General features: G+C 68.8%; 33 protein-coding genes and 2 pseudogenes. 18 read left to right on the forward strand and 17 right to left on the reverse strand.

Annotated features, from left to right (window positions below):
* The first annotated feature begins 1 nt into the window (after position 1).
* Genes FB465_RS10500 through FB465_RS10510 form a run of 3 tightly spaced genes read left to right on the forward strand, consistent with a single transcriptional unit; the run spans position 2 to position 4,524 of the window.
* Positions 2 to 2,794: a fibronectin type III domain-containing protein gene (locus FB465_RS10500; protein ID WP_145789742.1), complete on the forward strand. Its 2,793-nt coding sequence runs from the start codon at positions 2 to 4 to the stop codon at positions 2,792 to 2,794.
* A gap of 9 nt (positions 2,795 to 2,803) precedes the next feature.
* On the forward strand, positions 2,804 to 3,274 hold the full coding sequence (locus FB465_RS10505; RefSeq protein WP_145789744.1) for a hypothetical protein: 471 nt from the start codon (positions 2,804 to 2,806) through the stop codon (positions 3,272 to 3,274).
* The gene (locus tag FB465_RS10510) at positions 3,274 to 4,524 is read left to right on the forward strand and encodes a hypothetical protein (RefSeq protein WP_145789746.1); all 1,251 of its coding nucleotides are present in this window, start codon (positions 3,274 to 3,276) and stop codon (positions 4,522 to 4,524) included. The genes FB465_RS10505 and FB465_RS10510 overlap by 1 nt, the downstream gene beginning before the upstream one ends.
* On the opposite strand, the gene FB465_RS10515 is transcribed toward FB465_RS10510, so the two are convergent.
* The 10 genes from FB465_RS10515 to FB465_RS10560 are packed head-to-tail and all read right to left on the reverse strand — an operon-like array spanning position 4,525 to position 10,489.
* On the reverse strand, positions 4,525 to 4,722 hold the full coding sequence (locus FB465_RS10515; protein ID WP_145789748.1) for a coiled-coil domain-containing protein: 198 nt from the start codon (positions 4,720 to 4,722) through the stop codon (positions 4,525 to 4,527).
* Between the two features lie 24 nt (positions 4,723 to 4,746).
* Positions 4,747 to 5,343, reverse strand: coding sequence for a glycosyltransferase family 2 protein (locus FB465_RS10520; RefSeq protein ID WP_145789749.1), 597 nt, complete (start codon positions 5,341 to 5,343; stop codon positions 4,747 to 4,749).
* A gap of 2 nt (positions 5,344 to 5,345) precedes the next feature.
* Positions 5,346 to 5,609 (reverse strand): DUF7213 family protein, encoded by a 264-nt coding sequence (locus tag FB465_RS10525; protein ID WP_145789751.1) that lies wholly within the window; start codon positions 5,607 to 5,609, stop codon positions 5,346 to 5,348.
* Positions 5,602 to 6,483 (reverse strand): NAD-dependent epimerase/dehydratase family protein, encoded by an 882-nt coding sequence (locus FB465_RS10530; protein WP_145789753.1) that lies wholly within the window; start codon positions 6,481 to 6,483, stop codon positions 5,602 to 5,604. Before FB465_RS10530 ends, FB465_RS10525 begins: the two co-directional genes overlap by 8 nt.
* Before the next feature lie 2 nt (positions 6,484 to 6,485).
* Positions 6,486 to 7,571: a hypothetical protein gene (locus FB465_RS10535; protein ID WP_145789755.1), complete on the reverse strand. Its 1,086-nt coding sequence runs from the start codon at positions 7,569 to 7,571 to the stop codon at positions 6,486 to 6,488.
* Complete coding sequence (locus FB465_RS10540; RefSeq protein ID WP_145789756.1) at positions 7,568 to 8,194, reverse strand: methyltransferase domain-containing protein; 627 nt, start codon at positions 8,192 to 8,194, stop codon at positions 7,568 to 7,570. Before FB465_RS10540 ends, FB465_RS10535 begins: the two co-directional genes overlap by 4 nt.
* Positions 8,191 to 8,358: a hypothetical protein gene (locus FB465_RS35750; protein ID WP_170290556.1), complete on the reverse strand. Its 168-nt coding sequence runs from the start codon at positions 8,356 to 8,358 to the stop codon at positions 8,191 to 8,193. Before FB465_RS35750 ends, FB465_RS10540 begins: the two co-directional genes overlap by 4 nt.
* Positions 8,351 to 9,049 carry a glycosyltransferase family 2 protein gene (locus FB465_RS10550; RefSeq protein WP_145789760.1) on the reverse strand — a complete coding sequence of 233 codons (699 nt, stop codon included), beginning with the start codon at positions 9,047 to 9,049 and terminating at the stop codon, positions 8,351 to 8,353. Before FB465_RS10550 ends, FB465_RS35750 begins: the two co-directional genes overlap by 8 nt.
* A gap of 10 nt (positions 9,050 to 9,059) precedes the next feature.
* Entirely contained in the window at positions 9,060 to 9,458 is a 399-nt protein-coding gene (locus tag FB465_RS10555; protein WP_145789762.1) for a DUF3307 domain-containing protein, read from the reverse strand.
* Positions 9,455 to 10,489 (reverse strand): glycosyltransferase family 4 protein, encoded by a 1,035-nt coding sequence (locus tag FB465_RS10560; protein ID WP_145789764.1) that lies wholly within the window; start codon positions 10,487 to 10,489, stop codon positions 9,455 to 9,457. Before FB465_RS10560 ends, FB465_RS10555 begins: the two co-directional genes overlap by 4 nt.
* A gap of 306 nt (positions 10,490 to 10,795) precedes the next feature.
* Here FB465_RS10560 and FB465_RS10565 point away from each other — a divergent pair, with 306 nt between their 5' ends.
* The 6 genes from FB465_RS10565 to FB465_RS10590 all read left to right on the forward strand — a co-directional run bounded on the left by FB465_RS10565 (position 10,796) and on the right by FB465_RS10590 (position 14,323).
* On the forward strand, positions 10,796 to 11,695 hold the full coding sequence (locus tag FB465_RS10565) for a C1 family peptidase (RefSeq protein ID WP_145789765.1): 900 nt from the start codon (positions 10,796 to 10,798) through the stop codon (positions 11,693 to 11,695).
* Position 11,696: 1 nt separating this feature from the next.
* Positions 11,697 to 12,344 carry a DUF1906 domain-containing protein gene (locus FB465_RS10570; RefSeq protein WP_145789767.1) on the forward strand — a complete coding sequence of 216 codons (648 nt, stop codon included), beginning with the start codon at positions 11,697 to 11,699 and terminating at the stop codon, positions 12,342 to 12,344.
* A gap of 2 nt (positions 12,345 to 12,346) precedes the next feature.
* Positions 12,347 to 13,051, forward strand: coding sequence for an N-acetylmuramoyl-L-alanine amidase (locus FB465_RS10575; RefSeq protein WP_211785749.1), 705 nt, complete (start codon positions 12,347 to 12,349; stop codon positions 13,049 to 13,051).
* Between the two features lie 5 nt (positions 13,052 to 13,056).
* Complete coding sequence (locus FB465_RS10580; protein WP_145789769.1) at positions 13,057 to 13,440, forward strand: hypothetical protein; 384 nt, start codon at positions 13,057 to 13,059, stop codon at positions 13,438 to 13,440.
* Between the two features lie 62 nt (positions 13,441 to 13,502).
* Positions 13,503 to 13,880: a hypothetical protein gene (locus FB465_RS10585; protein WP_145789770.1), complete on the forward strand. Its 378-nt coding sequence runs from the start codon at positions 13,503 to 13,505 to the stop codon at positions 13,878 to 13,880.
* Positions 13,881 to 13,969: 89 nt separating this feature from the next.
* Positions 13,970 to 14,323, forward strand: coding sequence for a hypothetical protein (locus FB465_RS10590; protein ID WP_246192607.1), 354 nt, complete (start codon positions 13,970 to 13,972; stop codon positions 14,321 to 14,323).
* Positions 14,324 to 14,727: 404 nt separating this feature from the next.
* Here FB465_RS10590 and FB465_RS10595 read toward each other — a convergent pair whose 3' ends face one another.
* On the reverse strand, positions 14,728 to 15,138 hold the full coding sequence (locus FB465_RS10595) for a hypothetical protein (protein ID WP_145789771.1): 411 nt from the start codon (positions 15,136 to 15,138) through the stop codon (positions 14,728 to 14,730).
* Positions 15,139 to 15,389: 251 nt separating this feature from the next.
* Between FB465_RS10595 and FB465_RS10605 the strand changes: the two genes are divergently transcribed.
* Positions 15,390 to 16,094 (forward strand): NUDIX hydrolase, encoded by a 705-nt coding sequence (locus FB465_RS10605; protein ID WP_342791793.1) that lies wholly within the window; start codon positions 15,390 to 15,392, stop codon positions 16,092 to 16,094.
* An 18-nt stretch (positions 16,095 to 16,112) separates the two neighbouring features.
* Here FB465_RS10605 and FB465_RS10610 read toward each other — a convergent pair.
* Positions 16,113 to 16,340, reverse strand: a pseudogene (locus tag FB465_RS10610) (IS982 family transposase); the annotation flags it as partial.
* Positions 16,341 to 16,407: 67 nt separating this feature from the next.
* Here FB465_RS10610 and FB465_RS10615 point away from each other — a divergent pair.
* Positions 16,408 to 16,797 carry a hypothetical protein gene (locus tag FB465_RS10615; protein ID WP_145789775.1) on the forward strand — a complete coding sequence of 130 codons (390 nt, stop codon included), beginning with the start codon at positions 16,408 to 16,410 and terminating at the stop codon, positions 16,795 to 16,797.
* Between the two features lie 115 nt (positions 16,798 to 16,912).
* Here the strand turns inward: FB465_RS10615 and FB465_RS10620 are convergent, their stop codons facing one another.
* A complete protein-coding gene (locus FB465_RS10620) occupies positions 16,913 to 18,343 on the reverse strand; it encodes a helix-turn-helix domain-containing protein (protein WP_145789777.1) in 1,431 nt (476 codons plus the stop codon).
* A 189-nt stretch (positions 18,344 to 18,532) separates the two neighbouring features.
* Between FB465_RS10620 and FB465_RS10625 the strand changes: the two genes are divergently transcribed.
* The 3 genes from FB465_RS10625 to FB465_RS36845 are packed head-to-tail and all read left to right on the forward strand — an operon-like array spanning position 18,533 to position 19,135.
* The gene (locus FB465_RS10625) at positions 18,533 to 18,769 is read left to right on the forward strand and encodes a hypothetical protein (protein WP_145789779.1); all 237 of its coding nucleotides are present in this window, start codon (positions 18,533 to 18,535) and stop codon (positions 18,767 to 18,769) included.
* Positions 18,766 to 18,984, forward strand: a complete 219-nt coding sequence (locus FB465_RS10630; protein ID WP_145789780.1) for a hypothetical protein — start codon at positions 18,766 to 18,768, stop codon at positions 18,982 to 18,984. Before FB465_RS10625 ends, FB465_RS10630 begins: the two co-directional genes overlap by 4 nt.
* Positions 18,971 to 19,135: a hypothetical protein gene (locus FB465_RS36845; RefSeq protein WP_246192608.1), complete on the forward strand. Its 165-nt coding sequence runs from the start codon at positions 18,971 to 18,973 to the stop codon at positions 19,133 to 19,135. Before FB465_RS10630 ends, FB465_RS36845 begins: the two co-directional genes overlap by 14 nt.
* A 43-nt stretch (positions 19,136 to 19,178) precedes the next feature.
* Here FB465_RS36845 and FB465_RS37910 read toward each other — a convergent pair.
* Positions 19,179 to 19,400 (reverse strand): annotated as a pseudogene (locus FB465_RS37910) (hypothetical protein); the annotation flags it as partial.
* On the opposite strand from FB465_RS37910, the gene FB465_RS36850 reads away from it, so the two are divergent.
* Positions 19,381 to 19,704, forward strand: a complete 324-nt coding sequence (locus tag FB465_RS36850; RefSeq protein WP_246192609.1) for a hypothetical protein — start codon at positions 19,381 to 19,383, stop codon at positions 19,702 to 19,704. The pseudogene FB465_RS37910 and the gene FB465_RS36850 overlap by 20 nt on opposite strands.
* Before the next feature lie 76 nt (positions 19,705 to 19,780).
* On the opposite strand, the gene FB465_RS10645 is transcribed toward FB465_RS36850, so the two are convergent.
* On the reverse strand, positions 19,781 to 20,227 hold the full coding sequence (locus tag FB465_RS10645; protein WP_145789784.1) for a hypothetical protein: 447 nt from the start codon (positions 20,225 to 20,227) through the stop codon (positions 19,781 to 19,783).
* A gap of 150 nt (positions 20,228 to 20,377) precedes the next feature.
* The gene (locus FB465_RS10650; protein ID WP_145789785.1) at positions 20,378 to 20,911 is read right to left on the reverse strand and encodes a helix-turn-helix domain-containing protein; all 534 of its coding nucleotides are present in this window, start codon (positions 20,909 to 20,911) and stop codon (positions 20,378 to 20,380) included.
* Between the two features lie 246 nt (positions 20,912 to 21,157).
* Between FB465_RS10650 and FB465_RS10655 the strand changes: the two genes are divergently transcribed.
* Positions 21,158 to 21,484, forward strand: a complete 327-nt coding sequence (locus tag FB465_RS10655; RefSeq protein ID WP_145789786.1) for a hypothetical protein — start codon at positions 21,158 to 21,160, stop codon at positions 21,482 to 21,484.
* Between the two features lie 15 nt (positions 21,485 to 21,499).
* Positions 21,500 to 21,766 carry a hypothetical protein gene (locus tag FB465_RS10660; protein WP_145789788.1) on the forward strand — a complete coding sequence of 89 codons (267 nt, stop codon included), beginning with the start codon at positions 21,500 to 21,502 and terminating at the stop codon, positions 21,764 to 21,766.
* An 8-nt stretch (positions 21,767 to 21,774) separates the two neighbouring features.
* On the opposite strand, the gene FB465_RS10665 is transcribed toward FB465_RS10660, so the two are convergent.
* The gene (locus FB465_RS10665; RefSeq protein WP_145789790.1) at positions 21,775 to 22,740 is read right to left on the reverse strand and encodes a hypothetical protein; all 966 of its coding nucleotides are present in this window, start codon (positions 22,738 to 22,740) and stop codon (positions 21,775 to 21,777) included.
* A gap of 280 nt (positions 22,741 to 23,020) precedes the next feature.
* Here FB465_RS10665 and FB465_RS10670 point away from each other — a divergent pair, with 280 nt between their 5' ends.
* Positions 23,021 to 23,215: a hypothetical protein gene (locus tag FB465_RS10670; RefSeq protein WP_145789792.1), complete on the forward strand. Its 195-nt coding sequence runs from the start codon at positions 23,021 to 23,023 to the stop codon at positions 23,213 to 23,215.
* Positions 23,216 to 23,301: the final 86 nt, after the last annotated feature.

A 23,301-nucleotide genomic window follows, 5' to 3' on the forward strand; every position in this document is an offset into this window, starting at 1 on the left:
CGTGCCCGTAACCGACGTCCTCACCGCACTCGGCCGCTGGCAGATCGAACTCCTGCCGACAACCCCCCGCGAAGTCCTCGACGCCGTCGCACAGCTCGGGCACGTCGCCATCGTGGCCGGCCGCGTCGACCCACGGACCCACGGCGACAACCTGCTCGCCGCGGCCCGCTACGTCGGGGTCGTCCGGACGAAGGTCCTCGCCGACGACGGCCGCACCCGCACCCCGGGTGACAAGGTCCAGATCGGCGGCGCCAGCATGGCGTTCTGGCTGGGCGATGAGGACGACAAGGGCGCGGTGATCGAGAACGCCACCACGTTCGCGTCCGCCTCCTTCGCAACCGCAGTCCGCGGGCTGCTGCCCGCCTCAGGCGCGGTCACCGAGGGCACCCTGTACTCGGTCACGGGCACGTACTCCGGGACGCACCAGTGGCAGTCCCCCCGCAAGGCGATCCAGTACGTCTGCGACACCATGTCCAGCACGTCGGTGCCGGTGTCGTGGCGGGTGAACGGCAACGGCACCCTCGACGCCGGACCCGAGTCGAACCTGTTCGTCACCACACCCTCGTGCGCGATCGTCAGCCGCGGCGCCGGCCAGGACATGAGCCTCCTCGCCCTGCCCGGCCAGCTGAACCTCGCGACGGACGTGGAGGATTTCACGACGCGTGTCGTGCTGCTGGCGCAGGGCGAGGGCGCGTCCACGGCGACCGGCTCGGCGAACATCAGCCCCGGGCTGAACCCGTACAAGGACATCCACGGCAACACGGTCGCGCTGACGCGCATGGTGTCGGAGTCCGGCACCAGCCAGGTCAACGCCACGATCCGGGCGCAGCTCGCCCTCTCCCAGTTCGTCGCCGCGCACAACGCGCTGACGTTGACCACCGCGGACTACGACGTCGACGGCAGCTTCGCGCCGGGTGACTACGTGTGGGCGTACGACCCGGACAAGGGCCTCGTCGACACGGCGAACGAGATCGTGTTCCGGGGCCTCCGTCTCAACCCGATCAAGCTCCAGGTCACGGAGACGACGTGGCCTGTGACGGACGGGCACACGGTGGCGTACCGGTCCGCCGCCGGTGTGTGGACGGATCTCACGGACTACGTCCAGTTCGAGCAGCAGGGCACGACTCAGGTCGTCGTCGGGGACTTTGAGCGGCAGCTGGCCAACTCCTCGGCAGAGCCGGTTGGGTCCCGGCCGACCGCCGACACCTCGATCCCAGGCGTCCCGACGTTCATCACCCCGTTCTCCGGGGCCGCGTACCTCGACAACAGGGGCTTCACCCGAAGCAAGGTCATCGTCTCCTGGAACGCCCCCAACAACACCGACGGCTCCACGATCCTCGACGGCGACCACTACGAGGTCCGCTACGCCGTCGACACCGACCTCATCTACCCCGCGACGTGGGCGCAGCTCTCCCAAGTCCGGTGGGAAGACCTGCAGGAGTGGCGGCAGCCGTTCGCCGCGCCGACCGGGCACTGGGACATCGCGTACGTCGCCTGGGGCACCACCACCGTGCAGCTGCAGGACCTTGCGCCCGGTGTCGGCTACGACGTGCAGATCCGTGCCGTCGACAAGGCCGGCAACGCCGGGGCGTGGTCCGGGACCACCACCTTCATCGCGACGGCCGACAACATCCCGCCCAGCACGCCCGCGGCCCCGTCCGTGGCCGGCTCGCGGATCGCCCTGCAGATCACGCATACGCTCGGCAAGGCGACGGGCGGCACCTACAACCTGGAGTCGGACCTCCACCATCTGGAGATCCATGTCGAGTACGAGCCGACGTTCACGCCGTCGCCGACCACCCTGAAGGGCAAGGTCTCCGCGACGGCGGGCATGATCCAGGCGCAGATCCCCGTCGTCACCACCGTGCAGGTCGAAGAGACGTCCACCCGGTACGTGCGGGTCGTCGCCGTCGACATCGCGGGCAACAAGTCCGCCCCATCCGTCGCCGCGTCCGCGACCGCGCTGCTGATCGACGATGCGCACATCTCTGACCTGACCGTCACCAAGGTCACCGCCGGCACCATCTCGGCGGACTGGATCGTCGGCGCCCGCATCAAGACCGCCGACACCGGTACCCGCGTCGAACTCAACTCCAGTGGCCTGCAGGCGTACAACGCCAACGGCGACCAGACCGTCAACGTCGCGGCCGCCGATGGCTCGGTCAGCATCATCGGCCAGCTGAAGTCCGGCACGTCCGGCCACCGCATCGAGATCAACCCGACCGCCACGCTCCTGCCCGAGATCCGCATGTACGCCAACAGCGGCTCCAACTACGGTTACCTCAACGCCGTGAGCTTCGGGTCAGACGCCAGCGTCGGCCTCAACTCCGGCACCTTCACCGTCGGCGCGGACACCCTCTTTGAGCGCCTCTACATGACCGAGAACAGCATCCAACTCGCGGTGGTGAAGACCGACCAGAGCCGGTTCGGCGGCTACGTCGCCCTCAACCGAAGCAACGCCAGCATCGGCAACACAGACGGCACCACCGACGCCTTCGTCGCCGTCGGCAGCGACAACCGCATCACCATGGGCGGCAAGTGGGGCAACTACGTCGCGGCCAGCTCCACCGACGCCATCTTCACCGGGTACCAGGACGTCGGCGGCTTCGCGATCTTCAGCTACCTGTACGGCCCGACCATGGCATCGACCATGGCACCACTGGTCACACTCACTGACACCGGAAGCGTCAAGTCCTCGCAGGTCACCGCCAGCAACAGCACCGGCTTCACCGTCTCTCTCAGCGCGACCTCATCGGCCGGCAGCTTCATCGCCTTCTGGGTCTTCCGGGTCTAAGGAGCCTCCATGCAGACCACGTACACGATCGCGGATGTCCAGGCCGTCCGGCTCGGCGACATGGACGCCTTCCGCGTGGTCTTCCGCAGGGACGACGGTCTCCTGCACGGACTTCTCTTCCCGGCCGACACCCTCGCCTGGCGGTCTGCGGAGCTCGGTATCGACCCCGCTGACACCGAGACGCTGCTCGACATCGTCCTCCACGAGCCTTTTGTCACCAGTGATCCACCCGTCGGCGAAGGCTCCCAAGCGCCCGCCCGTGAGCCGCACCTCGCGCGGATCGCCGAGGCAAAGCGCCGCGTCACCATCACCACCCGCCCCGATGGCCCGGCTGATCCGCTCGACGTCATCCGCCGGCACGTCGTCCACCCGGACCGCGTCCGGGACATCCAGCACCGGCTTCGCGGCATCCGGCCGACCGAACCGCCCATCGACGACTCCGCTACCCGCCGCCACAACGACCCGCACTGGACTGCCTGATGTCGACCACCACCACGCGCCTCGGCCTGTACAAGACCGCCTCGGACGGCTCCGAGCTCGTCAACGTCGTCACCGACCTCCTCAACAACCTGGACGCGCTCGACCTCGCTGCGGGCTCGCAGGTCGTCACCTCCTCGACCAGGCCGTCCAGCCCGTTCTCGGGCAAGCACATCCTGGAGTCCGACACCTCCTACCGGTCCTACTTCCACAACGGGACGGCCCCGGCGTCCGGCGGCTGGGTCGAGTACCCGAACAACAGCGGGACGTACGGCGGGCAGGTGTGGGCCAGCCGCGCCACGAACGCCACCACCCTGCGCGTGGCCAACACCTTCGGCGGGGGCAACACCGCGGCCTCCGTCCTCACCGAGCACGCCGCGGCCGCCGGCGTCGCCTACGGCGCCCGCGTCTCCGGCGACAGCCAGGACCGGATCCAGATCCGCGCGGACGGGCGCATCGACCTCGGCCCCGGCTCGGGTGCCCGCGACACCAGCTGGTACCGGTCCGCAGCCGGCGAAATCACCAGCGACGGGGCGTTCCGGCTGCCTTCGACAACCGACGTCAGTCTCAGCTCGACCGGCCACGCGTTCCAGATCGGGCCCAGCTCCGGGCTCAACGTGCGCATGGACAACAACGAGATCCAGGCCGTCAATAACGGGGCGGCGTCAATCCTGCTGCTCCAGGCGGACAGCGGCCCGGCGAGCTTCTTCGGCAACGCCGCTTCACCTACCACCTACACCTTGACCGTCAATGGGAACCTCACGGTCAATGGCGTCGGCCAGGTGCTGTTCGCGAGGAAGACCGCCGACGAATCCGTGACGAGCAGCACGACCCTGCAGGACGACAATCACCTGACCGTTGCCGTCGCGGCCAACGCCGTCTATGAGTTCGAGCTGATGCTCATGGCGCAGACCGCGAACAGCGACGTTGCCGGGGACATCAAGGTTGGGTTCACGTTCCCGTCCGCCGCAACGCTTCACTTCACCGGCACGGGTCCGAACAATGCTGACTTGAGCGGCGCTACGTCGAGCAACTCGAACGGCGAGTGGATTGCCCGTAACGGTGCCACCTCCGGCTCCACCACCATTCCCTACGGCATGTCCGGCATCGCCATCGGCGTCCTCCTCAAGGGCCTTCTCATCACCGGCGCGAACGCGGGGAACCTGCAACTCCAGTGGGCGCAGAACGCGTCGGACCCCGACGCGCTGACGATGCTGACCGGAAGCTGGATGAGGGCCGACCGCGTCGCCTGATCAGTACTCTGCGGGCTGCGCGGGGGGAGACGTCAGGTCGGCGATCTGCCCCCGCAGGGTCGCGTTCTCTTCCTCCAACTGCTGGTTGCGTTCTTCCAGGTCGACGATGGCAATGTCCCTGAGGATGATGTCGTTGAGCATGTTGCCGGCGCGGGCCTGGTAGACGGGGAGCGCCTTGTTCGGGTCGATGGTTGCCATGGTGCTGCCTTCCTTGTGCGGGGTTCAGGTGGCGGCGTCGCCGCGGTCGGGCTGGCCGCTGGTGTTCTGGCCGTGCGCGTTCCAGATCCAGGTCCTGCGCGGGTGGTGGACGATGCGGCCGCCCTGGGCGATGCACTCCACGGTGAACTGGAAGTCCTCGCCGTAGCGCTCGCCGTGGATGCGCGCGCCGGGCGGGGGCTCGCGGAAACCAACGGCCTGCGCGAGCCCCGTGCGGACCAGGGTGGTGATGGTGGTCTGGGTCGGGTGCTCGGGGTCGAAAACCTTCCCGAAGTGCGGCAGCGGGTCGTGGCCGAAGCCGATGGCCTCGTACCAGCTGAAGCAGTAGTCCGCGCCCGTGCGCTCGGCACAGGCCATCAGCTCCGCCAGGTGGTTGGGCTTCATCTGGTCGTCGGAGTCGAGGAACGCCACCCACTCCGTCGTGACCTTCATCAGACCGCGATGGCGGGTCGCGGCGGCGCCGGCCCGGTCGAGGTCCTGCTCGACGACAACGGCTGCCGCAGGCAGGGTCTGCCCGAGCACGCTGCCGACGGCCCGCTTGGTCATGCCGTTGCGGACCCGCGCGGGGTGGGTCGGCAGGACGACGGTGATTCTTCGCTGCATGGTCACTCCTCGGAGATCTCGGCACGGCATCGGGTGAGGGCGAAGTCGAGGAGGCCCATCAGGCGGTGGTAGGGCAGGGAGTCCCCGTCGGGGAGCAGGGTCCCGATCTGGGTCACGCCCCTGCCCTCGTCGTCGATGCGTTGGCAGGCGACAACGATGACCCACTCCGTCGGGAGGCCCTCGAACTCCTCTACTTCCAGGACAGCGTGCAGCGCCGCCTCCAACCGCTCGTAGGCCGCCCGGGCGGTGGGGTTCCGCTCAGCCACGGCCGACCTCCAGAGCCCGGCGCACGCCCTCTTCCAGGCTCACCCGGGGCCGGTAGAACCCGAGCAGCCGGGCCGGGTCGGCGACGCGGTACTGCACTCCGTCCGGAGCGTCGAGGCGGTGCTTCAACTGCGGCCGGTACCCGGCCTCGCGGCACACGATCTCGGCCAGCTCGTCGAAGCTCGTCGCCCGGCCGGTCCCGAGGTTCACCGGGCCGGTCACGTCCTGGTCCACTGCGGCCAGCGTGGCGGCCACGACATCGTCGATGTGGATCCAGTCGCGCACCTGCCGGCCCGAGCCCCAGATCTCGTACGGGTCCTCGCGTCGCAGCGCCCGGCCGATGAACGCCGGGAAGGGGTAGGCCGGTGACTGGCTGGGACCGTACCCGGACATCGGGCGCAGCACGTGCACGCGGCAGCCCTCCGCCTCGGCGTACGGCACGAGCTGCTCGCCGGTGAGCTTCGCGAGCCCGTACGTTGCGTCCGGCCGGCCGGGCCTGGCGAGGTCGATGTCGTCCTCGGTGAGCCGGTGCCCGGAGCCCTCGCCCTGCAGCTCCACCGGGTAGGCCGCAGAGCTGGAGTAGTAGACGGCCCTCGGAGTCTTCGTGGCCGCGAGCCAGCGCATGAACCACGAGTCCAAGGCCAGGTTCGTCGCGACGCCGAGCGGCGAGCCGTCAATGGAGGCGCGGCCGCCCACGATCGCGGCGCAGTGAATCGCCAGCTCGTAGCGGGTGCGGTCACGGCGGAAGAACTCCAGGGCGTCGCCGATGTGCGCGGCCCGCAGGTCACATGTCGTCACGGTGTGGCCGCGCCGGTCCAGCTCGCGGTGGAGGTGGCGGCCGATGAAACCGGCCGAGCCGGTGAGGAGGACTCGCATTGTCAGAACACCTCGACGTCGAACTCGGCGTTGTAGTTGGGCTGTGGCCAGCCGTACGGCTGGGCGGGGCGCCAGCCGCACCGGGACCGGTCCTCTGCGACAGAGGCCGCGATCCGGGCGCAAGACTCCTCGGGCCAGCGGCCCCGTTCCACGGCGGCCGCCGACACCTTGACCGCGGAGCCGTGGACCCCGTCGCCTTTCCAGGTGTGGTTGCGGAAGGGGATGCCGGCCCGGCTGGTCCAGTCGACCGACCAGGACTCCGTCTTGCGGCCGCGGCGCCGCCCAGTGCGGACCTTCTCCAGTTGCAGCTCGACCATGTGGGTGTCGCCCTCGGGCATCGTCACGCGGCCGGGCCTCGGCTGCCCGATCTTGTCGTACTCGTGGCGGACCGGGCCGAGCCACCGGTCGAGGAGGTTGATGACCGTTGAGCCCTGCTGCCAGCGTGGTGTGCTGCGGCTCCACTCGTCGCGCTTGGCCCACAGCTTCCACGACAGCCGGCCGTCGCCGATGTCCAGGCCCGTGACGCGGGAGTCATAGCCGCGCGGGTTGAGGCGGCGTTGGAGCCAGGTGCCGTGGTCTTCGGTGTGGAGGTAGAGGGCGAAGATCGGGTTGATCCGCAGGTGGACGGCGAGGACGTGCTCGCTGCCTGCGTTGCCGACCTTGAGCTCGATGCTGGCGCCGCCGAAGGACTTCCCGAGGATGAGCTGCCCCCCGATGGTTCCGGTAGGGCCGGCGGGCCAGCGGCCGGGGACGGTAGGCGGGATGTACGGCCCGGTGTGCTCGGTCTTGGCGGGTGGTGGGGTGTCGCTGAACGGGCCGGTGTAGCGGGCGCCGATGCTCCACTGCGAGGGGTCGAGGGCGGCTTGGGGGTTGGGGCGGAGGCCGCAGCGGTGGCAGGCGACCCAGCGGGCTGCCCGGTCGCTACTGCCATCGGGCCCGTAGCCGTCGACGACGGGACGGTGCCCGAAGACGCGGCAGAGGAGGATCAGGCGGGGCAGGCCGCCGAGCCAGAAGCTCCGGTTGCTGACGGTCCCGGCCTTGTGGCCGTCCACCTTCTCGTTGTTGAGGGCGTGCCAGCGCAGGCTCACGACCGCTCCCCGAGGATCAACTGGAACTGCCCGACGGTTTCGTGGCGCAGCACGGTGTAGCCGCCCTGTTCGATGAGCGCCCGGTAGCCATCGTGGTCAAACGCCCATGCGTGGCATTCGTCGTGGGACTCCGGAGTCTCGTTCCACGGGCTCGACGCCACCAGGTAGCGGGAGTGCTTGCCGATCCAGCGGACGGCCCTGTGCGGGTCGGCGAGGTGCTCCAAGACCTCGGTGGTCACCGTGGTGAGGCCGAATCGCACGATCGAGGAGTCGGCGCCGAACACATCGAGCGCCTCGGCCCGAACGCCACGCTCTGCCCAGCCTGCCGAGTTGGAGGGCTGGAAGTCGTAGCCCCAGGCGTCGATGTCTCCGAGGTGGCCCAGCAGCGACAGCAACCCGCCGTCACCGCAGCCGAGATCGGAGACCGTGTGGTGCCCGATGGGCTCGCCACTGGTGTTCTTGCGCCAGCACTTCAGCGCCGCTGCGTTAACCAACTCGGCGGCCATCTCCAGCCGGGGTCGGTGCACGGGCTGTTCGAGGTGCGGGGCCCGCTCACGGTGCTCGTGGAACTCAGGCGTGGAGACGTGCGGCACGTCGTCCGTGAAGAGCTTCCACTCGGTCACGACGCAGTCCCCTCGATGGCAGCCACAACAGCGGCAGCCAGGGGCGCGACCCACTCCGCGTACTCGCTCTCGGGGTCGACCTCGTTCAGCCCGTAGTCCCAGAAGTCGAAGGCTCGGATCGCCTGCTCGGCGGCAGTCTGCTTGTTCTTGTTGCCCTTAGCCACGCTGGTACTCCTTGATCTGCTGGACCCAGCGGCCCAGACCGTTGGCCCGCCATGCCTCGAACACGGCTCGGTCGGTGTCCATGAGCTCGTCGGTGTTGCACTCGGCGTAGCCCTGATCCCATGCGGCGTGGCCAGCGATGGGGTGGCAGTGCTCGACCACCACGTCGGGCAGGTAGGTGATGGCGTCGAGGGCCCGGCCGAGGGCGAGCCACGAGTTGTCGATCCACAGGTGGGTCAGGCCGGGCGGGATCATGTGGCCGGCCGCCAGGATGATGTCCGACGTCATCGCGACCTGCGTGGGCAGGTTCGGGCCCTGGATGAGGTCGTTGCCGTACACGATCCCCGTGCCGAGCTGGTCGAGCGCCTCGATGTATCGGGTATCCCAGCCAACCGTGCGCGGCCGGTGGTCATCCCCTTGGAAGCCCACGGCCTTGGACCGCCCGGCCTGGTACGGCGCGACCATGTTCAGCGTCCCGCCCAGGCGCAGCCGTGGCCCGATGAGCAGCAGGAAGCGCGGGTCACCGGCTGCCCAGCTGTGGCGCTGCTCGTAGCTCGGCAGGTACGGGTCGTCGTCGTCGACCACGGCGAGCAGCACGGTGTCCGCCGTGCACGTCTCCTTGAAGGCGAGCCACAGCGCCCAGAGGTTGTCTGGCCGGCCCCGGGTCGGCACGATGATGGTCAGGTCAGACACGGTTCTCCCCTCAAAGCCACACGACAGCAGCCGTGTTGATCAGCAGGTGGATGGTGTTGTCCGCGATGATCAGAAGCCAGACCGCCAGCCACGCCGGAGTCTCGACCGGGTAACCCGTGCCAGAGCACTCACGCCACGGACGCCGGTACTCCTTAGCGCCCATCAGGTTCTTCGCCCAGCAGACATGGCGGGCGAGCCGGTAATGGTCGATGAGCGCGTGCGTTACCACGATCACTGCCAACGCGGGGATCGATCTGGTGACCGCGATGTACGGGAGACCGTAGGTGAGGGCATGGGCCCAGGCGGGCCACCACCGTTTGGTCTTCTCGTTGGCCATCCAGTGGCTCTGCAAGAGGTAGTCCCCGCAGAGGTGCGCCAGCAGAATCCCGAGTACCGCTCCGCCTGTCATCCCTCGATCACCTTCGCCCACGCCCCGACGTTGCCCTCGACCGTCCAGTCGGCGGCCTGGCGGCGGCCAGCGGCGCCCATCTCCTCGCGCATGGCCCGGTCGTTGACGAGCTCGCGCAGGTATCGGCCCCACTCGTGGTCGTGCTTGACGAGGAAGCCGGTTTCGCCGTGGCGCACGAACTCGGCGTAGGGCCCGTAGTCGGATGCGACGACCGGGATGCCGAGCGCTGCCGCTTCGAGGGGGCGCAGTGCTGACTTGCTGGCGTTGAAGACGTGCGGGCGCAGCGGGGCGAGCATCACGTCGTAGTCGATGCGGCGCCAGTACTCGGGGACGGACTGCGTCCATTCGGTGAACCGGACCCGGTCGCTGATGCCCCAGTCCTTGGCGTAGTTGGTGCCCATGAGGTGCAGCTCGGTGTGCGGGTTGCGCTCCATGATGCGCCGCAGGTGGGTGCCGATCTGGGTGATGTCCATCTGGTGGGTGGAGGATCCGCCCCAGCCGATCGTCACGGTGTCGTCGCCGCTGCTGGGCCGCTCGTGGTCGAGCAGCCACGCCGGCAGGTAGTTGGGGATGACGTGGATCGGCGCGGCGGTGTGCTGGCGGACGACAGAGGCGAGTGCCTCGGTGGAGACGGTGACGGCGTCGGCGACTGCCAGGTTCGTCAGCAGGTTGGCGCGGATGTGCGGCTGGCTGAAGAAGGCGTGCGCCCGGGTGTTGCTGGGGTCGATGTCGAGGAGGTCATCGTCCAGCTCGTAGATCAGCCGCGGGCGTCGGGATGCGCGGGCGGTGTTCTGCCACAGCAGAGTCGGCCCGGGGTTGCAGGTCCGCTGCGCGATGACCGTCTTGAACAGGTCCGGGTCGATGAGAAGTTCACCCTGCCGGCCCTTGGGGATGCGGTCGGAGTAGCCGGAGGCGACACCGTGCCGGGCGAGCTCGCCCAGGGGGACCTCGATGCGCAGGTGCCCGCATCCGTTGCGGTCGGCGAGCCAGCCGAAGACGTCACGCTGGGTCTGGGGAACGGTGCTGCCCATTGCTGGGTCCTCCGGAGCGGGCTGTAGCGGGCTGGCGGCGGGGCCCGTGCCCGCTACAGACCGGGCCCCGCGTGGCGGCCGGGCCCTCGGAGGCCGGTCGCGGGCCAGACCCTAGGCGCGGTCCTTCGCAGCGGTGGAAATGCAGGTCAGAGGGCATGGCCGCATCACGAGCGATCGTGTGGGGCTGGTGAGTCTGGGGGTGCGGGCCCGGTGCGCTGGTGAGCGCCGAGCCGGGATGGAGGGTCACGGATCACGGCGCTGACCTGCACCGGGCCCGTGCCGACATCGACCCTCTGGAGTCCCCGCATGGCAGGACCAGCTCAGGACGCGGACCACCCCGAATCATCCACGGCCGCGGGCGTGGCACTCAACAGACCACATTCACCGGGCATCTGTCTCGGCCGCCACGTCGACCACGACCCGCGCTCCCTCGCGTACGCGCACGGCGTGCTCCCCAAGTCGGCCATCAAGGACGCCAACTGGACCCGCCGCATCCCCGTCCTGAACCAGGGCAACCTCGGCTCCTGCACGGCCAACGCCGCCACCGGCGCGCTCGGCACGGACTCCGCCGGGCGCACCGCCACCACCACGGTGACCATCAGCCCAGCCGGCGCGGCCGCCTCCCGCGGCTACTTCACCGCAGGCGAGCACCAGCTCGACGAGCAGTTCGCCGTCGCCCTGTACAGCCTGGCGACGCGCCTCGACAGCTTCCCCGGGGCCTACCCGCCGCAGGACACCGGATCATCCGGCCTCGGCGCCGCGAAGGCACTGAAGGCGCTCGGCCTCGCGACCGGCTACAGCCACGCGTTCTCCCTCCAGGCGCTCGCGTCCGCGCTGCAGACCGGCCCGGTCATCATCGGCATCCCCTGGCGCCGCTCGATGTTCACCCCGGCCGCCGACGGCCGCATCCCCGTCGACCAGGCCTCCGGTGTCGCGGGCGGGCACGAGGTGGAGATCGTCGCGTACGACGCGCACCTGGACGAGTACTGGGTCACCAACAGCTGGGGCGAGAGCTGGGGGAGCGCAGGCCGCGCCTACCTCACCGCGGCGGACCTTCGCTGGCTGCTCTCCCAGCACGGCGACGTCACCGTGCCCGCCTGGGCGCCCGCAACACCCGCACCAACTCCGGGCCCGGCGCCGCACATCCCAGCCGAGGTACAGCTCGCGACTGCAGCCCGCGCGTGGCTCGCCGACAGGGGCCTGTGACATGGCCACCGGAGTCGACTACGCGTGGGACCACCCCGGCGGCGCCGCCCTCCAAGCTGTCGGGGCTACCTTCGCAGCCCGCTACCTCAGCCACGACACCAGCAAGGCCATCACCCGGGCCGAGGCCGACGACCTCGCCGCGCACGGCATCTGGCTGGTCGTCGTCTTCGAGGACAGCGCCCAACGCCCGCTCGCCGGCCGGGCGGCAGGCGTCGCCGACGCCCAGCTCGCCGTCGCCCAGGCCTGGGCCGCGGGCATCCCCGCCGGCCGACCGATCTACTTCGCCGCGGACTTCGACGTCACCGCCGACCAGCAGGGCGCCATCAACGACTACCTACAGGGCGCGGCCTCCGTGCTGGGCGTCGACCGGGTCGGCGTGTACGGCGGGTACCGCACGGTGCAGCGCGCCCTGGACGCCGGAGTATGCCGGTGGGCGTGGCAGGCCGACGCCTGGTCCGGCGGCCAGTGGGACGCCCGGGCGCACATCCGCCAGACCGACGGCACCACCACCATCAACGCCGTCGAATGCGACTGGAACACCGCCATGACTGCCGACTACGGCCAGTGGATGCCCGGCGTCAGCCCGGCTACCCCCAACGTGGCGCAGCCCCCGGCAGGCCGACGGCGACTCGACGAAGAGGTGAGGTAGCCGTGACCCTGACCGGCCCGCAGAAGATCCCCGGAGCGCTCCTCGACCTGTTCTTCGGCGACGGCCAGTACTCCGGCGCCGGCATGGAGGCCAACTGCGGTGTCCTGCACACCACCGAGGGCCCGACGCTCTACGACTACGACTCCGGTGCGAAGGCGCCGCAGGTCACAGGCGTCCCCGACATGGCCGGACGCCGGATCGTCTGGCACCAGCACTTCGGCGTCGACGAGTCCGCCCGCGCCCTGGTCAACGCCCCCGGCGGCGTCCAGACCAACATGGCCAACTGCTTCCAGATCGAGCTCGTGGGCACCTGCGACACGGACAACGCCCAGACGTGGAGCCTCGGATCGAAGACGCTGCACGCCGGCGTCGACTACATCTACTGGCCGGACGCCCCTCACTGGGCGCTCGCCGAAGTCGCCTGGCTGCTGCGCTGGCTGTCCGACCAGCACGGCATCCCGCTGACCTCCGGCCTGCGCTTCGAGGCGTACCCGGCCAGCTCCGGCGCGAACAACGGCGTCCGCATGACCTTCGACCAGTGGACGAGCTTCACCGGCTGGTGCGGCCACATGCATGTCCCCGAGAACACCCACGGCGACCCCGGGGACATCGACATCACCCAGCTCCTGGCACTCGCCACCGGCACCCCCAACCCCTCCCCGGCGCCCGCCAGCGGCCGCCGGCGACTCGACGAAGAAGTGAGGTAGAGCGCATGGCTCTTGTGATCGGCGAGGTCAAGCCCGGATTCGCCACCGGCCCGAACGGCGCCCCAAACCCCGCCCTGACCGGCAACGCCACCCTGCTGGTCCTCCCGCCCGTCTGGGACAGCAGCCCCGAGATCGGCTGGGGCCGAGTCTTCTACGGCTTCGGATCCGACTTCGGCAACGCCAAGCTCCGCGTCGCGATCCACAACTCCAACGCCAAGGGCGGCTGGCGGATCAACATCATCGACGTCCCCTCGGACGGCGCTGTCACCCGCATCGACGCGTGGGCAGGCGACGACAAGATCAGCATCTGCCGCGTCCCCCGCACCGCCGACGACAAGGCCGACTCCATCCCCGTCGGCTACCGCATCGAAGCCGTCCTCAAGCCCTGACCCAACACGAGTGGCGCCAACCTCGCCCCCACCGCCCCACCACCCACTGATCAGGAGACATCATGCGCATCCTCGGCAGAGAGCCCGCCCTCCTCCTCGCACTGGTAGCCGTCGTCGTCAAAACCGGTGCCGCGTTCGGACTGCACGTCAGCACCGACCAGCAGGCAGCGATCAACGCAGCAGCCGCCGCCCTGGTCGGCCTGATCGTCGCCTTCATGGCACACGACGGCGTAGCCGCCGCCATCCTCGGCGCAGCACAGGCGCTCCTCGCGCTCGCTGTCGGGCTCGGCCTGCACTGGTCCGCCGACCAGCAGGCCGTCACCATGTCTCTGATCGCCGTCCTGATCAGCATGTTCGTCCGAACCCAGATCACTGCGCCCGTCCCTCCACCGCTGTTGTCCGCCGGCCCCGCTGCCAACTCCGCCAGCACGGAGCGCTGAGTGAGCGCCGCTGCGGCCCCGCCTGTTGCCACCGCCGGGCCGCACGGCGCTCAGAGACCACATGTCGACTCGATCGGGGGGAGGGTGAATTGGCTGACGATGATCTGACAGTGGGTGAACTCGGGCGGATGGTGGGGGCGCTCCGCACGGACCTCCAGCAGATGATCGCCGGGATCAACTCTCGCCTCGACCGGGTCGTCTCCACCGACGTCTACACCCTCCAGTCAGCCCACGTTGACCAGCGGATCGCGGACCTCGTCCGTGAGGTTCAGGTCACACGGTCCGACCTCAAGGCATTGGAGGACGCGTTGGAGGCGTACAAGCTGGCCGAAGCTGCCCGCCGCGAACGAGAACGCCAGGCCCGGCTCTACCAGATGATCGTGCCGGTCCTGCTCGCCCTTCTCTCCGCAGCGGTCGCAATCTGGGCGGCGACCACCTCATGACCGAACGCCGCAGCGTCCTGCGCGCAGAGACACTCGTGCTCATCACCGCAGTCGTCACGCTCCATTTCGTCGCCTGCCGCGCCGTATAGGTCGTCCAGCTCAGCGCGGAGCTGCGTGACGCCAACCTCGCGCGCGACATCCTGGCCCGCCAGGTCCAACAGCTCGGCCATCCCCGATGGCCGGCCCACCCGGCACCTGCGGCGACTCGGGCCTCGCCGGACCACCAAGACCCGAAGGCCGTAGGGGCCAGCGGAAATGCCCGGTCGCGACGCGTCCACCCCGACCCCGGTACCGGGCCCGTCCGGACCTGCTGGCGAGGCTTCGGCACGGCCTCTTCTACGAGCCCCCACCTACGTGCCGATCACGCCCCCGATGCTCCTTCGGAAGCTTCGGTAGCGCGCCGGCTAACTGCGTTCGCGGAGCACGAGGTAGGCCGCCGCCACGACCTTGCAGTCCGTCGGTGTTCCGGCGCGGGTCGAGCCGTTGAGCTGCGCGAGGACGCTGTATTCCGTCTCCCCGGTGACCCCGTTCTTGCGGAGGTCTTCCAGCGCGGCGTAGGTGAGGCCGGCAAGCTCGGCCTGGTCCTGGGTGCAGTTGGGGGACCACAGGTTGAGGAGCTGCTGGTAGTCGGCAGCCGGTCGGTTGCCGCCGTCGAGGGCGGCGAGTTTCTGCGCCGGGGTGGGGTCCGGCGTGGCGGGCTCCTGGTCATCGCTGAGCAGGCTGCAGCCCGCTCCGCCGATGATGACTGCGGCGATAAGCCCGAGACAGCCAACGAGGGGCGTGGGGGTGGCGCTGGGTTGCTGCTGGCTGGCCATGTCGCTGTCCTCTGCTCGCGGTGAGACGGCACAGAGTGGCAGCGGCCGCCGGTGGAACGCTCCGGAGTTGCCGAGTCGTTACGCCAAAACGCTCCCGCCTGTTCAACAGGCGGGAGCGCTCAGGCGATCAGGCCGCAGCAATGACAGGCCGCGCCCGCTCGTTGAGGTCGGCGACGAGGCGGTGCTGACCGACGGGCTGCATAGGCCGCTGCAGATCGACGACGGCCTCGACCGCCCGGCTGGACTTCACCTTGCCCGCGCCGCAGGCCGGCCGCGTACTCGCTCGCCGCAGTGTCGGCCGCCAGGGCGGCACGCTGCAGGTCGACCAGCTCCGCGGGAAGTTCGAGGGCTTTCGCCACCCCCACATCGTACGGCCCGCATGTGACAAGATCCTCAGCCACCACCCCATGGCGAGAGGCAGCACCTTGAGCGAGTGGACCGTCCACGGCAGCCGCACCATCTACACCAGCCCCTGGGTCGAGCTCGACCTCGTCGACGTCGAACCGCCGGGCCAACCTCGCTACGAACACCACCTCGTGAAGTGGGCGCCGGTCGCAGCAACCGTCGTCCTCAACCAGCGTGACGCGGTGCTGATGATGTGGCGCCACCGCTTCGCCACCGACACCTGGAACTGGGAGATCCCCTCCGGCATCGTCGAGGACGGCGAGTCATTGGAGGCCGCCGCCGTACGGGAAGTCGAGGAAGAGACCGGCTGGCGCGTCACCGACGTGCAGCCGCTTGCCTACAACCAGCCCGTCGGCGGCATGAGCAACGCCGAGCACCATGTCTTCCTCGCCCGCGACGCCCAGTACATCGCCCCGCCGGTCGATACCCACGAGGCTGACCGCATCGAGTGGATCCCCCTGGACCGCATCCAGGGCATGATCGACCGGCGGGAGATCGTCGCAGGCGTCGCCGTCACCGGCCTCCTGCAGCTCCTCGCCCGCTGGCCCTAGATGATCTAGTCCAAGGGGTCAGTGATCGTAGGCGATCAGTGAGCGTAGGACGGTTTGTCCGGTGGCGTCGTTGTGCCAGATCGCGGCGGTCAGCGCGAGGATGCGTTGCATGACGCGGGCTATGACACCTCCGGGTGTGCGCCCTCGGTGCCGTTCGAGGTCAAGCTGTCCCTTGAAGGTCTCGTTGATCGATTCGATGACCTGTCGCAGCGGCTTGAACAGGGCTGCGCCAGGCCGTTCCCGTTCACGATCTTGGACACCCTCGTTCTCGTCTCCGCAGGCACCCCTTGGACCACACCACCAGGAGGAACCAGTGTCATACCCGCAACTGCTCACCCCCGAGGAGAGGCTCGCCGACGCGAAGAAGCTGTTGAGCCTCCCGCGTATCGTCGTGATCTGCGGCTCCACCCGCTTCATGACCGAGATGAACGAGGCCGATCTGCGGGAGACCAAAGCCGGAAAGATTATCGTCAAACCGGGCTGTGACATGAAGTCGCCGCACGAACTTTGGTCCGATCCTGTCGAGGCCGAGGCGCTGAAGGCTCGACTCGACGATCTGCACCGGGCGAAGATCCGGCTCGCTGATGAGGTGCTCGTAGTCGGCGACTACATCGGAGACAGCACCCGAGCCGAAATCGCCTACGCCCGGTCGCTGGGCAAGCCCGTGCGGTTCACGCACCCCGAAGTCGACCCTGACGCCTGACCGCCCGCTGCCACCTCGACAACCAGGGCCGACAGCCCGCCGCCTGACCGTCTCGTGGTGGCTTCGGCCGCCGCCCACCCCACACCCTCCGCAGGCATCCCTTGGAATTGATCATCTAGGCGGGCAGCGCAGGCACCGACGCCGCAATCGCCTCACGCAGATCCCGCACTGCGGGCATCCGAACCGCCCGCGCCGGGATGGCCGCCGCGACCTCCCGGGCCCGCGAGACGACGATGCCCGTCCGATGCTCGGCCGGGAGCATCTCCAGCGTCTGCACGGCAACCTGCGCGGCCGTCGCGACCTCGCCCACGTGGATGAGCCCGGCGGTCTGGTCCAGGGCGATCAGCGCGCGGTCGAGGTGCTCGATGGGGGCGTACATCGTCAGCGCCTCATCAAGAGCAGCCTGCGCGCGGCGGGTATCGCCGAGCACGGTGTGCATGCTGCCGATGTGCCAGCGCATCTGACGCTCCGTATAGCCGTACGCAGTGTCGCTCTTCTGGTCGGCGCCGAGGCGGGCGAAAGCACGCTCAGCGATCTGCATCGCCTGCCGGGCGTCGTCGGCCCGTCCGAGCCTCGCGAGCGAACGCGCCTCCAACGCTGGCGCCCACGCTGCAGTAGCGCACGCGGTGTTGCCCGCCACGAGGCGGGCGCGCTCCGCCAGGTCGGCCGCGGCCTGCGGCGACCCGAAGTAGAACGGGATCACAGCCTCCCGCGCCAGCAGCCACGCGCGGAGCGCCCGGTCGCCGGTCTCCTCTGCGGCGAGCTGGGCGCACCGGAACCACGAGCGGGCCTCACGCTGCTCGCCCAACGCGACGAGAGCCATGCCCGCAGTGCCGGCCAGCTGCGCGGCGACGTGGCACAGGCGGGTCCGGTAGTCGGCGGCCTGGCGGCGGGCGAGGAGCTGCTGCACCTCGACGAAGTCCAGCACCGACTCGGCGAGGAGCTGCCCGGGTGGGCTCATCTGGTAGGCGTGGCCGTACTCGACGGCGGACCGTTCCCACTGCTCCATCGTCATCTCGCTGAGCGTTTCGTTCAGCGTCTCGGCCATGGTCTCGCGTACGTCGGCGAGCGCGTTCAGCGCCGGGGCGGACAGGTGCAGACCGGCGCCGGTCAGGAGGGTGCGGAGTAGGGTCCGCCGCTCGGCGGTCTCCTCGCGGGACGCTGGGGCGTCATCCGGTGGCGGGGTTGCGCGCGTGGGCCTGACCGGGGCGTCGGGTGTGGTGCCCGGGGTGTAGTCCGTAGCGAAGCCGAGCCGGTCGGGGCGCGTCTCGTACAGCTGGCACAGCCCGTCGAGGTGCCCCTCCCCGGGGCGGGTGCTGCCGTTCTCCCACGCGGACAGTTGTTGCACCGTCAGTCGGCCCCGGACGGCCGCGTATGCGGTCACTGCGGCGTCCAGCGTCCACCCTTGAGCGAGCCGGTAAGCCTGCAGCCGCGAGATACCGCACTCGGTAGTGATCTGGTGAGCGAGCTGCCAGGGCGTCCAGCCGTCGAGCGCTGCCTGCTGGCGGAGCCGGTCGGCGACAGGCCGGGGATTCGGACGGGCCATGGGCGGGCTCCAGCATCGCGGGCGGAGGGTGCTCTCCCACCGTAGCCGGGCCTGGACTACCCGGGTGACGGCTTTCACGGGCCCGCCGTGATGAACCGACAGTCCGTCATGTGCGGGCCGTGAAGCCGTACCAGTTTCACGAGTTCCTCGTCATTGCCCCCTCATCCCAGCCTGGCCGATGCTCTGCCCATGACGATCAGCACCTCACCCAGTACGACTCTGGTCGAGTTCAGGCCGCTGGTCGGACAGTCACGGAGAATCCATGTCAACGGCGAGCAGCTGCACGGCCGCAGATGCGTTGACTGCAACGGCGCCGACGGCAAGCTCGTGCCTGCTGGGCACGTCTACACGGACGCAGGCGAAGGCGCCTCGCCGTACGGGTGGCCCGTCGTGGTGCACTCCGAGCACCTGGCGGCCGGCCAGTGAGCGCCGACGGACGGTACATCCCCGAACAGCTGCCCGAGCGTCCCCGGGATGGCAAGCGCCCCTTGCCCGGCCTGTGGGTGATCCGGGACACGAAGACGGGGAAGCTGGTCCTCGACAGCATCGGGGAGCTCGATCTGTACAGCACGGAAGACGGCGCCAACGGGTGGATCCGCGGCAACAAGTACTTGTCGGAGGTCGGCTGTGGCCGCCCCTGAGCCCGAGCTGACGTACGGCTACTGCATTCACTGCGGGGACTACGCGTACGGCCGGTACCGGTGGCCGATCAACGACCGCGCCGAAGCCATCGACCAGCACCAGGGATGCCCGTCAATCGTCCTGGAAGAGGCGCGTGAGGGGGCACGCTGAGAGCGCGGGAAACGCGCACGAGCGCGTCCAGTGACGGGCTATTGGATCCGAGCTCGGTGCGGTAGATGGTGTGCCGATCGATCCCGGCCTGCTGGCCGAGTCGCTCCTGGGAAATCCCTTTGCAGCACGGAGGCACCTGATGCGGCGCCCGACCTATCGTCGTTCGTCGAGTACCCAAGCTGGTTGATCGGTCGGCATCTAACCAACCTGGACCTGATCGAATGTCTGCCGCAAATATGAGGCAGATGGCCAGGGACTGGCCCATCGGGGGGATCACTACCGGAGAGCAGCTTGACGACGAGACAACACGCCTTCACAGCGGCCGACAACGTCGACTCTGCGCCATCGCGTCGAGCAGCGGGCGTGCGGTGACTGCCGATCCATGGGAAGAGGTCGAGGCCGCCATCGAAGACCTCCGAGACGCGCTCGCGCGTATCGACGTCACGCTGCCGGGGCTGGTCATCGATGTGCCGAGCGTGATGGCAGGACACCCACTCGTGAACCTCGGAAGCGCCAACGCAACCGTCGTCAAGAAGATCGCGGCTGCCGTACGAGGAAGCTCGATGTGAGCATCGTGGTCAGGAGCGCACCAGGAACGACGAACCCCCTCGCTGAGCTATCGCTCTGCGAGGGGGTCATCTCGGTCTACGGCTTTTGCTGCACGAACAGGCCGCGCCCGATAAGTATCTCCAGGTATGCATTGAGCTCCTGCCGGGCCTGCTCGGACATCTCGCCGTCGCGAATCTGCCAGATGAACTCACGCTCCGCCTCCACCGGATTGCACGTTCGGCCACGGGGCATCGCCTCCTCGGTGACGAAGACGTACCTGGCCTCCGCTACGCCTGTCGGAAGGTCGTCCGGGGGGCGGAGCCTATCGATCTCGGGATCCCAATTCTGAAGCCACATCATCTGGTTGAAGAACTCTGCGTGGAATGCGTTCAGCTGCTCGCAGCACAGCTCGCTCAGGTGTCCCTCGGCGAACCAGCCAATCAGTTCGCCTTCCCGCTCGATAAGGTGGTAGGCCTTGCCCGGCGGAAGATCCTTGGCTGGTCTGATCTCGTAGAGAAAACGCTCGATAGGTACGAGTGACATGTGAACCCCCTCTGGGCAGCGTGCCGGCACGATGCGGCTCGCCCGGTTGAGCACGCCCCGGGCGGATCATCAGAATCCCACGTCACACGGCAGCTCACCAGTATCCACAGAAATCTGACGCTGCGTAATATTTACTGGTCATGAGCCTGACTAAGGCTTCTCGACGGACTGGATATCGTGATGAGTCCAGACGTCGCGCGCTAGCCGCTGCATTCGCTCCCAAAACGCGAAGTCCCTGGACAACTGCTCGGGCGAGACACCTTCCGCGGCCTTGAAGACCATCACTACCTCCACCCCACCGTCACCCCCCGGAGAGGCACTGATGACGTCGGAATCTACGACCCTGCCACTGCCGAGCGCCCACTTGGCACGCTCGGAAAGCCCAGCAGGAAGCTCCCCCGTGGGTACGGGGATTGTGGACCTGAGGGCCGGCTCCGGACGCGGGTCGCCGCCCGCAAGTACATCCTCAACACAGTCCTCGGCCCAGCCCAGGGCGCGGGCGACACCGCGATGCGTCGGCTGAACCTTCAGATACTTCCGACTTCCTCGTTCCAGTGTCTTGATCGTGGACAAGCCTACGCCGACGGCTGTCGCCAGCTCGTTCTGCGTCATGCCGGCGTCCTGGCGCGCAACGGCGACTGCGCGTCCGAGCCTGGCCCAGTCTTGCTCCATGCGGGCCATCATGCCGCATACATCCCCCGGACGGGATAGCTCCACCGTCAAACTTGAGACCTCCCCAAGGTTCCGAAGTCCGAGAGTTGACCCCCACGCGTCAATCCTGGCCCGAAAGGGCGAGCTCCCAGCCCTACCGGCGGCTAAAGGGGTTGAGACTTGACCCTAACCATGGTTACCTGAGCGCGCGATACCGGACGGCTCGCCACTCGGCCTCGCGTCCGTTGCCTGGCCCTCACCCCACATCTGAGGAGCCCCATGCCTACACCTGCCGACCATGTTCGCGAAGTCGAACGGCTGATCGCCAAGGCCGCCTGCCTCGCCGACTCCCTGGACCCGACGGGTTGGCTCAGCGCGACCCTGGCCAGAGCCCAAACCCACCTCGCGCTCGCCGCCTCTGCAGCGCCGACTGCCGCTTCCGTCACACCTGAGCGCTCGACCGCCCCCGGCCCCAGCCGGGAGTGCCTCCTCCACGCCACCCGCACCACAGACACCGACCTCGACCACGAGCTGGCTTGCCTCCTTGAGGACATGCGGCCCGCTGGACAACAGGACGACGGCGAGCTCGGCGCACTGCCCGGGTGACCAACGGAGAGCAAGTTGACGACGAGACAGCACAGCTTCGTGCCAGCGGCCAGCGTCGGCACCGCATCAGCACGTCCAGCGCTATCAGCCGATCCCTGGGCAGAAATCGAGACCGCCATCGAGGACCTACGTGACGCGCTTGAGAGCATCGACGCCGCCCTGCCAGGGCTGGTCATCGATCTGCCGAGCGTGATGGCAGGGCATCCTCTCGTGAACCTCGGAAGCGCCAACGCGACCGCCCTCAAGAAGATCGCAGCCGCCCTCCGGCAAAGCCAGAAGTGAAGACCCGCTCAGGCACCGCCAGCATCCTTCCAGCGACAGGCCAGTTCGAAGAGCGTCTGGGCATCGAACAACGCCTTCAGCTCAGCGATGGCCTCCGCCATGGCTCGCGGGCGGATCTCAAGCCGGCGGGCGATCTGCTGCTGGCTCTCACCAGCGGCCAGCCCACGCAGGATGGCAACCTTCCGCCCGTCGAGGCGCGCAGGGCAGTTTCCCACGTCGCCCCACGGGGTCGCGCGCTTCCAGTCCTGCTCGAACTTCCGGGCAACGAAGCCTGCGACCCCGGGGTCGTTCACCACGTAGGCGACGGTCTCGGCCGAGTCCGTGAGGATCCCGTCCCCCGGGATCACTGCGATTCGGCGGTCAATGATGATCATTCGCTCGAAGTGCTCATCCAGGGTCCGGATCTCGGCGCCGGCCGCGGTCATCACGTCAACGAAGTCGTCCATCGCAGCGCCCGTACGCGCGTGCTCGTGGTAGAGCGTGTGCATGGTGACGCCTCGACGAAGTGCGGCGAGGTCCCGACCAACGGCCTCCCGAATGATCTCGGGGCGTCGTGGGCCGCCCGGCTGACACACCAGCAACTCGGAACCGCATCCGCCCAGGATCTGCTCAAGCCGCCAGTTGATCGCCTCCGAGCCGCGGTAGTACTCGATTAGGCCCGCGGTCTCTGCTGCCCGGTGGTCGAAGGAGTACCTCAGCGGCCTGAGCGCCTCGGAGACGGCAGACGCCTGCTCAAGCATCGCCGCCGCACCGGAGAAGAGCGAGGCCTCCCATCGGGCGCCGACATATTGCGGATCCACGAGCACGAAGCCCTGTGCGGGATCATCCCGGATCAGACCAAGGTTCCGAAGGAGCCGCACGGCCTCCTCGTCACCGTCGCTCGGCTGGGTCCCGGTCGTCGCCATACGGGCGTACAGCTCTCTGGCCTCATCGCTGATGACGGCATGCGGCGGGGGCACCGTTGGCCCGACCACGGAACCTCCTCAAGTTGCGCGCATCTTTATGCGGTCGCAGCTTATTACGCCACGCTTCCCTTCCCCTGGCAACCAGCGGTGCGCAAGGATTGCAAGCGAACTTGATGCACCATCAACAAGCCACGGCAGCCGCGCCGCCACCCAGCGAATCGGCCACAGGCCAGCAGCCGCAGAAGATGGGGGACGGAAAAGTTGACACCAGCACGCACGTCCGAATGTGCTTGGGGAAGCAGAGGCGATCTCAACACATCGCCACCCAGCCGTTCACCCGAGGAACCACATGAAGAAGACTGCAGCACCACTTCTGGCCGTCGCCGCCGCGCTCATCACACTGACTGCGGGCATCGCGCACGCGGACACCACCACGCCGCCGGAGACCAGCCCGGCAGCCACGACGCCGGCACCGACGCCGACGCCGACGCCGACGCCGACGGACCCGGTGTACACCCCCAACGACACCCACTGGGGCGGCTGACCAACCGCGCCGGTCTGCCGGCCCACGCGGCGCAGCGCCAGCCCCGCCGTAGCCCGGCCGGGCTCCACCCTTGCCCAGTGGAGCCA

The organism is Kitasatospora atroaurantiaca, from assembly GCF_007828955.1.
Classification (GTDB): Bacteria; Actinomycetota; Actinomycetes; order Streptomycetales; family Streptomycetaceae; genus Kitasatospora; species Kitasatospora atroaurantiaca.

Bases quoted from the DNA above. Each gene is read 5' to 3' on its own strand.
- FB465_RS10670 (WP_145789792.1), top strand. From the start codon at position 23,021: ATGAAGAAGACTGCAGCACCACTTCTGGCCGTCGCCGCCGCGCTCATC.
- FB465_RS10505 (WP_145789744.1), top strand. From the start codon at position 2,804: ATGCAGACCACGTACACGATCGCGGATGTCCAGGCCGTCCGGCTCGGC.
- FB465_RS10645 (WP_145789784.1), bottom strand. From the start codon at position 20,227: ATGTCACTCGTACCTATCGAGCGTTTTCTCTACGAGATCAGACCAGCC.
- FB465_RS10510 (WP_145789746.1), top strand. From the start codon at position 3,274: ATGTCGACCACCACCACGCGCCTCGGCCTGTACAAGACCGCCTCGGAC.
- FB465_RS36850 (WP_246192609.1), top strand. From the start codon at position 19,381: ATGGCCAGGGACTGGCCCATCGGGGGGATCACTACCGGAGAGCAGCTT.
- FB465_RS10515 (WP_145789748.1), bottom strand. From the start codon at position 4,722: ATGGCAACCATCGACCCGAACAAGGCGCTCCCCGTCTACCAGGCCCGC.
- FB465_RS10595 (WP_145789771.1), bottom strand. From the start codon at position 15,138: ATGGCCAGCCAGCAGCAACCCAGCGCCACCCCCACGCCCCTCGTTGGC.
- FB465_RS10570 (WP_145789767.1), top strand. From the start codon at position 11,697: ATGGCCACCGGAGTCGACTACGCGTGGGACCACCCCGGCGGCGCCGCC.
- FB465_RS10655 (WP_145789786.1), top strand. From the start codon at position 21,158: ATGCCTACACCTGCCGACCATGTTCGCGAAGTCGAACGGCTGATCGCC.
- FB465_RS10650 (WP_145789785.1), bottom strand. From the start codon at position 20,911: ATGATGGCCCGCATGGAGCAAGACTGGGCCAGGCTCGGACGCGCAGTC.
- FB465_RS10530 (WP_145789753.1), bottom strand. From the start codon at position 6,483: ATGCGAGTCCTCCTCACCGGCTCGGCCGGTTTCATCGGCCGCCACCTC.
- FB465_RS10565 (WP_145789765.1), top strand. From the start codon at position 10,796: ATGGCAGGACCAGCTCAGGACGCGGACCACCCCGAATCATCCACGGCC.
- FB465_RS10620 (WP_145789777.1), bottom strand. From the start codon at position 18,343: ATGGCCCGTCCGAATCCCCGGCCTGTCGCCGACCGGCTCCGCCAGCAG.
- FB465_RS10555 (WP_145789762.1), bottom strand. From the start codon at position 9,458: ATGACAGGCGGAGCGGTACTCGGGATTCTGCTGGCGCACCTCTGCGGG.
- FB465_RS10625 (WP_145789779.1), top strand. From the start codon at position 18,533: ATGACGATCAGCACCTCACCCAGTACGACTCTGGTCGAGTTCAGGCCG.
- FB465_RS10520 (WP_145789749.1), bottom strand. From the start codon at position 5,343: ATGCAGCGAAGAATCACCGTCGTCCTGCCGACCCACCCCGCGCGGGTC.
- FB465_RS10585 (WP_145789770.1), top strand. From the start codon at position 13,503: ATGCGCATCCTCGGCAGAGAGCCCGCCCTCCTCCTCGCACTGGTAGCC.
- FB465_RS10580 (WP_145789769.1), top strand. From the start codon at position 13,057: ATGGCTCTTGTGATCGGCGAGGTCAAGCCCGGATTCGCCACCGGCCCG.
- FB465_RS10560 (WP_145789764.1), bottom strand. From the start codon at position 10,489: ATGGGCAGCACCGTTCCCCAGACCCAGCGTGACGTCTTCGGCTGGCTC.